10 protein-coding genes are annotated in these 8,011 nt (G+C 67.0%); 4 read left to right on the plus strand and 6 right to left on the minus strand.

The window, feature by feature from the left end; translation table 11 throughout:
- The first annotated feature begins 344 nt into the window (after positions 1-344).
- Together H531_RS15355 and H531_RS0111625 are read left to right on the plus strand one after the other, a co-directional pair.
- A complete protein-coding gene (locus H531_RS15355) occupies positions 345-644 on the plus strand; it encodes a hypothetical protein (protein ID WP_500691338.1) in 300 nt (99 codons plus the stop codon).
- Positions 645-986: 342 nt separating this feature from the next.
- On the plus strand, positions 987-1,358 hold the full coding sequence (locus H531_RS0111625) for a hypothetical protein (protein ID WP_022799495.1): 372 nt from the start codon (positions 987-989) through the stop codon (positions 1,356-1,358).
- On the opposite strand, the gene H531_RS0111630 is transcribed toward H531_RS0111625, so the two are convergent.
- The 6 genes from H531_RS0111630 to H531_RS0111655 form a co-directional block, all read right to left on the minus strand.
- Positions 1,318-2,331 (minus strand): hypothetical protein, encoded by a 1,014-nt coding sequence (locus H531_RS0111630; RefSeq protein ID WP_028490835.1) that lies wholly within the window; start codon positions 2,329-2,331, stop codon positions 1,318-1,320. The two genes, H531_RS0111625 and H531_RS0111630, sit on opposite strands and share 41 nt — an antisense overlap.
- A gap of 57 nt (positions 2,332-2,388) precedes the next feature.
- On the minus strand, positions 2,389-2,604 hold the full coding sequence (locus H531_RS0111635) for a hypothetical protein (protein ID WP_156860511.1): 216 nt from the start codon (positions 2,602-2,604) through the stop codon (positions 2,389-2,391).
- 11 nt (positions 2,605-2,615) lie between these two features.
- A complete protein-coding gene (locus H531_RS0111640; RefSeq protein WP_211210538.1) occupies positions 2,616-3,626 on the minus strand; it encodes a tetratricopeptide repeat protein in 1,011 nt (336 codons plus the stop codon).
- A 207-nt stretch (positions 3,627-3,833) separates the two neighbouring features.
- Complete coding sequence (locus H531_RS0111645; protein ID WP_022799499.1) at positions 3,834-4,334, minus strand: hypothetical protein; 501 nt, start codon at positions 4,332-4,334, stop codon at positions 3,834-3,836.
- Positions 4,335-4,541: 207 nt separating this feature from the next.
- A complete protein-coding gene (locus H531_RS13535; RefSeq protein ID WP_022799501.1) occupies positions 4,542-4,802 on the minus strand; it encodes a DUF5615 family PIN-like protein in 261 nt (86 codons plus the stop codon).
- On the minus strand, positions 4,799-5,104 hold the full coding sequence (locus H531_RS0111655; RefSeq protein ID WP_022799502.1) for a DUF433 domain-containing protein: 306 nt from the start codon (positions 5,102-5,104) through the stop codon (positions 4,799-4,801). The genes H531_RS13535 and H531_RS0111655 overlap by 4 nt, the downstream gene beginning before the upstream one ends.
- Positions 5,105-5,395: 291 nt before the next feature.
- Here H531_RS0111655 and H531_RS15170 point away from each other — a divergent pair, with 291 nt between their 5' ends.
- Complete coding sequence (locus H531_RS15170) at positions 5,396-7,468, plus strand: DEAD/DEAH box helicase (protein WP_051130706.1); 2,073 nt, start codon at positions 5,396-5,398, stop codon at positions 7,466-7,468.
- Positions 7,469-7,562: 94 nt separating this feature from the next.
- On the plus strand, positions 7,563-8,011 hold a 449-nt coding region (locus H531_RS13180), incomplete at its 3' end, for an SSO2105 N-terminal domain-containing protein (protein WP_500691339.1).

Below are 8,011 nucleotides of genomic sequence, written 5' to 3' on the forward strand. Positions count from 1 at the left end.
CCTGGGCACCCCCGTTTTTCGGGGCGTCTCTCATCAGCCCTGGCCGATGGTGCCCTGGGACGGCAGGATGGTGCGGCTGGCCCGGGAGATGCGGCTGGAAGGGTGGAGCGTGTGGTACGAGGTGGTGGGGGGACGAAAGGGCGTGGTCCTCTACGCCCTCGAGGCCCGGGCGTGAGCGTCTAGCCCGCGTCTCTCTTAGGTACAAAAGAGGCATAATCTAGGAGGCATGTAGCTAAGATGCTCCCGGAAGCGCTCGCCAAAGCCCTGGCCCTCCTCGAGGGGGAGCTCGCCGCCCTCGAGGCCCGCCTGCAAAGGGAGCGGGAATACCTTTCGGCCCTCTCCCCGTGTACTGGCGGAAGGCGCGGTGTGGCAAGGACAACTGCACCCGGTGCCCCCACGGGCCTTATCCGTACCTGGCGGCGAGCGTCGGGCACGGCGAGCCTCGAGGCCTTGCGCACGGTGAGCTGCTGATGGCTTCAGCCGTCATTAGCTCACTCTGCGCCTTGACCAAATGTGACGAAAAAGGGCGGATTCCCCTGCCAGCTGAAGCAGGCGGTCCCCTGCGCCTGAAATTTCTGTGGGTTACGGAACGGCTTAAGAACTCCACCACGAGAAGGGGGGCCTTGAGCCTTCCCTCGGCGTAAGGGGGGGCCAAAAGGACCTCGGGCAGGAAGCGGGGAGGGGAGACCCTAGGGTAAAGGGGCCAGAGGAGAACGACGAAGCCTAAGGGGACCGAGGCGAGGGGCGTCAAGGTGAAGAAGGTGGAGCGGCCCATCCCCCGCATCCTACCCGGGCCTCGAGGGGGGCAGCGGGGCGGTGGCGTAGCACCGTCTTACCCCAAGCGCCCTTTGCTTTCCCTTGTTTGGGGTAAGACACCCCGCCTCGAGGGGCAAGCCCCCCGGCCTGCCGCCCTCGAGGGGGGAGAGGTCTGGGCCTGGAGGGGCCTCGAGGCTCACCCCCCACCCCGCAGGTAGACTGTAGGCGAGATGGCACGGCAAATCGTCCTTCTTGCGCTCGGTCTGGTCCTCGCGGCTTGCGGCAAGCTGAACCTGCCCGGCCTCACGCCTCCCCCCTTCACGGGGGCCCTGGGCCTCTCCTCCCCCCTCCAGACCGTAGCCCCCGGGGGCCAGGTCCAGGTGCCGGTGCAGGCGACCTTCAACGACCCCCAGGTGGCCTCCGTCACCCTCACCGTCCGCCTCGCCGACCCCTGCGCCAAGGGGACCTCCAACTGCCCGGGCTGGGACGCGAGCCGCTACCCCAGGGTGGCCCACCCCACGGGGAGCTACACCCTGACCCCAGGGAACCCAAGCGCCACCCTCACCTTCCAGGTGGACGCGGGGGCGATCCGTAGAGCCTAAGCCCCTGCACCTCCGCGCAGGCCCAAAGCGGCCTCCCCTTTAGGCCCTGGCAGGGAGCGAGAGGGTCGCCCTCTAGAGGACCCTTAAGCCGCTCCCTGAAGTAGCCCCGCAGGCAGAGGGGTTCGTTCGGGCCAAGCCCCCGGCAGAGGAAGGCGGCCAGACTCCTCGGCATGGGGGCCAGGGCCTGCCCCACGCGGTACGGGGGCTTGGCTTGGGTGTCGTAGAGCCGGAGCCAGACCGAGGCCACAAAGCCCCCCAGGACAAGGGGGGGCAACAGGAGTAGGAACAGGACCCATCGCTTCATGGGCACACCGAGGGCCTGGGAAACCCTCGCGCAGAAGCCGCACCCCCCGTCGTAGTGGATCCGCACCCGCCCAAGCCTCCAAAGCCTCCGCCACGCCCTTCCCGCCCCGTCCAGAAAGGGAGAGGGGAGGAAGAGCGCGAGGAAGGCGAGCATGACCCAAGGGAAGTTGCCGATGTCCAGGAGGAAGAATCCCAGGCGAAGGCTCATTAAGAGGAGGGTCCCCAGGAGCCGGAGCTCCCAAAGGGGCAGGAGGAGGAGAAAGGGGGCGGAGGCCTCCACGACGTAGACGTAGCGGGAGAGGAAGACCAGCACCTCCTTGGGGAGGAGGAAGCTCAAGGCGTAGCCCAGGTCCGTTCCGTAGCTCCTGAGGGCGTAGAAGGCCGCGGAACCCTCCACGAAGTAGCCGTGAAAGTCCTTGATCACCGCGTTCAGGAAATAGGCGAAGAAGCCCATCACGAGGAAGGGGAGGAGGCCCCAGGCCACCCCGGGTTGGGGGAGGCCTTTGGTCAAGGCCGCCTCCCACCCGAAGCTTCCCTGGAGGGGGAGGAAGGCCGAAAGGAGGAGAAGGGCGGGGACGAGGACGTGTCCGGTGTTCAGAAGAAGGGGGTTGCGATCGTAGAGGGCGAGGAGGAGGAAGCCTGCGGTAACCGCGACCTGGCGGGGTTTCACCCCGAGGGCAAAGGCCAAAAGGGCGAGGAGGAGGAGGGCGAGGAGGAAGTAGGCGAGCTAAGCCGGGCCGTAGAAGAGGGGGAAGGTAGGCCGGAAGTAGCGGAAGGCTTCCTCGTGGGAGAGAAGCCCTTGGTCCCCGTACCAAAGGGCAAACCAGGGAAGGTGGCTTTGCCCGAGGTCGAGGAGCGCGGCGAAGGCGAGGAGGACCCGGAAGAGAGAAACCGCCCGCGGGTCCAGGACCAGCACCCCCTGGAGGGCGCGGAGGGCGCGCAAGGGGGCTAGGGTCAAGGGAGAGACTTGAAGAGAGCCTTGGCCTGCTCCAGCTCCTCTTGGGTGAGTTCCTTTTCCCATTCCTTCAAGAGCCGCTCGGCCTCTGGAACCCTTAGGCCCGAGGCTTTCAGCAGGTAGGCGTAGGCCTCTACCTTGCGCCCGGCCTCCTTCAGGCAGAGGGCCTGGACGTAGGCGTTGTAGCCGGGGGCCACCTTGCCCTCAGGGCCAGCGGCCAACCGGCAGGCCTCGGCCTTGTCCTGGGCGATACCATTCCCGTGGTACAAGGCGAGGAGGTAGACTAGGGTGGCGTAGGTTTCAAACCCCACGTAGGGCTTGGCCAAGGAAACCGCCCTCTTGGGGTCCGGGTCCCCGCCAAGGCCGAAGTAGAGCAGGTAGGCCAGCCGCCCAAAGGCACCGAAGATCCCCGCCTTAACAGCCTCTTCAAAGAGGGCGCGGGCTTTGGCCGGGTCCGGCTCTAAGAGCCCGGGGAGGCCTCCAGGAGTGTTGTAGATTCTGCCTAGCTGGTACTTACCCATCGGGTCCCCCTTTTCTGCGGCATCTTGGATCAGCCGAAGCCCCTTCGCCGGATCCCGGGGGACCCCTGTGCCCAGGATTAGAGCCACGCCGTAAACGGCTTGGGCCGTGAGGTTGCCCTTTTCCATGGCCCCGCGAAGGAGCTCGCCGGCGCGTTGATAGTCCTCGGCATCGCTTCCTATCCGGCGGTACCGGTTCCCCAGCATGAGCGCCATCCAGGTGGCCCCCCAGGTGCTCCCCCGGCCTTGGGCCCAGGAAAAGAAGTCCCAGGCTTTGTTCAAGTCCCTGGGATAGACCACCCCGTCCAGGTAGAGGTAGCCGATGACCACGCCCTCCGTGGGGTTGCCCGCTTGGTAGCTTTGGACGATCGCGGCCAAGGCGGAGTTTCGGTCCGGTCCATCGCTCTTGGCCGCCGCAACCCAGGTCCAGAAGGGGTCCTGGGGTTGCGCTGTAGCCGAAAGGGCGAGGAGGACGAGGAGGAAACCTGCCAAGCCTTTGCGCATCCTTGGTTCACCTCCGGTCCCAGTCTACAGTCGGGGCCCACCCCCCCTGAAGGCGCGGTCGGGCTCGAGCACAGGCCACCACTGGGAACGGGCGGGGTCTATAAGCGGGGGACGGTAGGAGAAAAAGTGGGTGGTGTCGGTGGTACCAGTCGGGTCGATTACTGCTACGCTACCCCCGCCCCCGCTGTCTTGGTTTTAGTTGGAGCTAGAGTCGGTGGAGTCAGTGGTCTTCTTAGTGTCGTTGGGCTCCTTAGTGTCGTTGGGCTTAGTGTCATTGGTACTCGAGGGGTCCCTCGGCGTGCAGTCACGTTCCCTCTGCACATCGTACATCTCGTCCCGCGTGGTGCTAGTGAAGGTGAGGGTCCCCCTCGAGGACAGCCCCCCCGCGCTCGGGCTCCAGGTCTTCAGCTTGCGCCAGTACTCGGTGACGGTGACGGTCCCTTTCAGGTCCGATGGACAGTCTTCTGTGCGCGTTTTGGTCCAGGTGGCCAGCACCTCGTCCCCCGGAGCGGCGTAGTAGCCCGGGGCCGCCTGCCGGCAACTCCCGTCGTAGCAAAGGGTGCCGGGCAGGGGGCCGGTGTAGGTCGCGGTCACGGTGGCGCTGCTGTAGGAGCGCACCGTGGCCTGGGCGGGCGAAACGGACTGCAGGGTATAGATTCCCGTCCAGGAGACGGAGCCCTGGGACCTCGAGACCAAGGCCTCTGCGCTCGCCGAGAGCCCGTAGACCTTGGGCAGGGCGGAGAGGCTCCGAGAGCCGCCACTTCCGAGGGTGGCCCCATGAGGTCCCGCAATTGCATTCCTAGAGTTGTCCCCAAACTCAGAGAGGCAGGTACAGGATGGCGTTCTCCAGCTCCCCGGGCCGCGCCGTAGCCAGGAGAAGCTCCAGATCCTCTAGGATCCGGCCTACGCCAACCCCCCGGCGCAAGAGGATGAGTCCCGGCATAGGCTTTCCCCCTCTATGCGCCGCGCGGCCTCGGCGCTCAGGGTGGCCCGGTCCCTGGACACCACCACCCGCCCTTCCCTGGCAGCCCACTCCAGGATTTCGGGGTCCGACCTCCCTCCAAGGCCCACATCCACCACCCGCACCACGTCTAGCCCAGGGTGGCGCCGCCTCAGGCCGAGGAGGAGGGCCTTCTCCACGTTCTCGTCAAGGAGAAGCTTCACGCCCTACCCAGCCGGGCTAGAAGGGGCTTAGGAAGGTGGGCCCTGGCCCGCTCCTCCGCCTCCCGGGTCTCCCTCTTTACCCTCTCCCGGTAGGCGGCCACCTCCTCCGGGTGGCGCAGGGCCCAGGCCAGGATGGCGTACACGTCCGCGAGGTTCAGGCTGGGGTAGGCCAGGACCATCTCCTCAGGGGAGAGGCCCCCCTCGTAGGCGTCCAGGAGGTCTTCTAGGTAGACCCGGGTGCCCTCTACCCGGAGGCCTCCGGCCTCGTCCGCCACCAGGGGGATCCGCTCAGTCAGGATCATGCGCCTCTCAGTATACTCTGGGGCAGTCTACGCCAGTAATGCAGTCTACGCCAGCAATCCGGGTCACCCCTGTCGCGTCGTTATGTAGGGTTCCCCCTGAGCGCACCGCGATCGGGGCGGTGGTTCTAGCCTCGAGGGTTGAGAAGGAAAGGAGGGCGCGTTCGGGGGCGCCCGGACGCCCCGGGCCCTCTCCCTTGCGGCCAGCCCGGAGGCGGGTTAGGGTAAACCCATGCAGGTCCTACTCTACCAGGACCTCGAGGTCCCCCCCACCTCCAGGAGCGCCTGGAGCGGGTGCTGGGGGCCCTGCGCTCGGGGCACCTGGCCCAGGCCGAGCTGAAGAAGCTCACGCCCACCCCCTACTTCCGCGCCAAGCTCAGCGACCGCGACCGCCTCCTCCTCAAACCGGTGCGGGTGGGGGAGGAGGGGGCTTGGCTTGTCCTCGAGGTCATCCCCAACCACGCCTACCACCGCTCCCGCTTCCTCCGAGGGGCAGAGGTGCGGGAGGAGGAAGTCCTGGTCCCGGAGCCCGTCCTTGCCCAAGCCGAGCCCGTGCGCCACCTGGACCTCAAGGCGCCCCGCTTCCACCTCCTGGACAAGCCCCTCACCTTTGACCAGGCCCAGGAGGCCGTCCTCCGGGCCCCGCTTCCCCTCCTCCTGGGCCCGGCGGGCTCCGGGAAAACCGCCTTGGTGCTGGAAAAGCTTCGCCAGCAAGCAGGGCACGTCCTCTACACCACCCTAAGCCCCTTCCTGGCCCGGGAGGCTCGCCGCCTCTACTTTGCCCACGGCTACGAGAACCCCTATCAGGAGGCCGACTTCCTCTCCTTCCGCGAGTTCCTGGAAACCCTCGAGGTGCCCAAGGGAAGGGAGGTGGGCTTCCGCGACTTCCTCCGCTTCTTCGCCCCCCGGGCCCGGGCTTATGCCTTCACCCACGCCCACGCCCTCTTTGAGGAGTTCCGGGGGGTACTTTTGGCGAACCCCGTGGGGCCCCTCTCCCTGGAGGCCTACCTGGCCCTGGGGGTGCGGCAGAGCCTCTACCCCAAGGACCTAAGGCCCCAGGTGTACGCGCTCTTCCGGAACTACCTGGACTTCCTCCAGGAGGAGGGGCTCTACGACCCTAGCCTCCTCGCCCACCGCTACCGGGAGCGGGTGGAGCCCGTCTACGACTTCGTGGCGGTGGACGAGGTTCAGGACCTCACCCTGGCCCAGGTGGACCTTCTCCTCCGCAGCCTCAAGGTCAAGGGGGCCTTTCTCCTCTCCGGGGACAGCCACCAGATCGTCCACCCCAACTTCTTCAGCTGGGCCACCCTGAAAAGCTACTTCTTTCGGGAGGACGCCCAGGCCGTGGAGCGCATCACCGTCCTTAAGGCCAACTACCGCAACGCCCGGAAGGTCTCCGAGCTCGCCAACCGCCTCCTCAAGCTCAAGCAGGCCCGCTTCGGTTCCGTGGATCGGGAGAGCACCTACCTGGTGGAGCCCCAAGGGGAGAGGGAGGGACGGGTGGTCCTCCACCGGGCGGCGCCCGAGCTCCTGAAGGAGCTGGACCGGCGGACCCGGCAGAGCGCCCAGGTGGCGGTGGTGGTCCTCCGGGACGAGGACAAGGAGCGCGCCCGCCAGGTCCTGGGCACGCCCCTCCTCTTCTCCACCCAGGAGGTGAAGGGCCTGGAGTACCCCACCGTGGTCCTCTTCCGCCCCGTAGACAGCGCCCCCGAGGTCTACCGGGAGGTGGCCCGGGGGGTGGGCCCGGAGGACCTCGAGGGCCCCCTGGTCTACCGCAGGGCCCGCGACAAGGAGGACAAGTCCCTGGAGGTCTATAAGTTCTACACCAACGCCCTCTACGTGGCCGTGACCCGGGCGGTGGAGGAGGTGGTCTGGCTGGAGGAAGACCCCCAGCACCCCTTTTTGCGCCTTTTGGGCCTGGAGCCCGGGAAGGAGCTGGAGGTGGCCGCTCGGGCCTCCAGCCGGGAGGAGTGGGCCAGGGAGGCGGCCCGCCTCGAGGCCCACGGCAACCTGGAGCAGGCCCGGGCGGTGCGGGAGGCCTTCCTCAAGCAGCGCCCTGTGCCCTGGACCGTGTACGACCGGGAACGGGTCCGGGCCCTCTTAGCTGAGCTTCGCTTAGGCCGCCTCCGGGGGAAGGCCCTCAGGGAGCTTTACGAGTACGCCCTTTTCCACCGGGCCCGCCCCGTCCTGGAGGCCCTGGTCCAAGCCGGGCACGAGGGGGCGCGGAACGTGCTAAGGCCCCTCCTGGCCCCCAGCCCGGACTACGGCGAGGAGCAGTTCGGCGACCTGGAGCGGCGCCTTCTGCGCAGCTACGAGGGGAGGGGGTGGAAGGAGGTGCTGTGGGAGGTGAAAACAGTTAAAAAATAGCCCACAAATCCGCCCACTTCCTCTTTCCCGTCCCCAGTTTGTCCAAGAGCATAAAACTCCACGGAGGGCGGCAAAAGAGGCAAAAGGGGGTAAAATGAACCCAGGAATGCCCGAGGCCAAAGCCCCAAAGCTCTACCTCGGCGTCCACGCCCGCCTGGTCTTCCCCGACCCCAGGGACGAAAAGGCGGTCCTGGACCTGATGCGCCGCTTCTCCAGCGCGGTGAGGTTCGCCTACAACCGCCTCCTTGAGGGCAAGGACCGGAAGAAGCTCAAACAAGCCGACGGGCCCCTCTGCCCCCTCTTCCGCCTCAACACCCGCTACGCCGACGGGGCCATAGAGAAGGCCAAGGCCCTGATCGCCTCGGCGGAGGAGCTCGGAAGCGACCCCCGCAAGGTGGTCTTCGGCGGAAGAGGGCTCTTTGAGCAGCTCAAGCGGAAGCACCTCTCGGGCAAGCCCCTGGAAGCCCTCAAGCGGAGGTGGAAGGAGAAGAGGCAAGGGCTCCTCTACAGCCGGGGGGACAAGAGCAGGGAGGGCAACCTCAA

It is taken from the genome of Thermus islandicus DSM 21543 (assembly GCF_000421625.1).
Lineage (GTDB): Bacteria > Deinococcota > Deinococci > Deinococcales > Thermaceae > Thermus > Thermus islandicus.

Coding starts and splice junctions, on each gene's coding strand:
- H531_RS0111625 (WP_022799495.1), top strand. CDS start 987: ATGGCACGGCAAATCGTCCTTCTTGCGCTCGGTCTGGTCCTCGCGGCT.
- H531_RS0111655 (WP_022799502.1), bottom strand. CDS start 5,104: ATGATCCTGACTGAGCGGATCCCCCTGGTGGCGGACGAGGCCGGAGGC.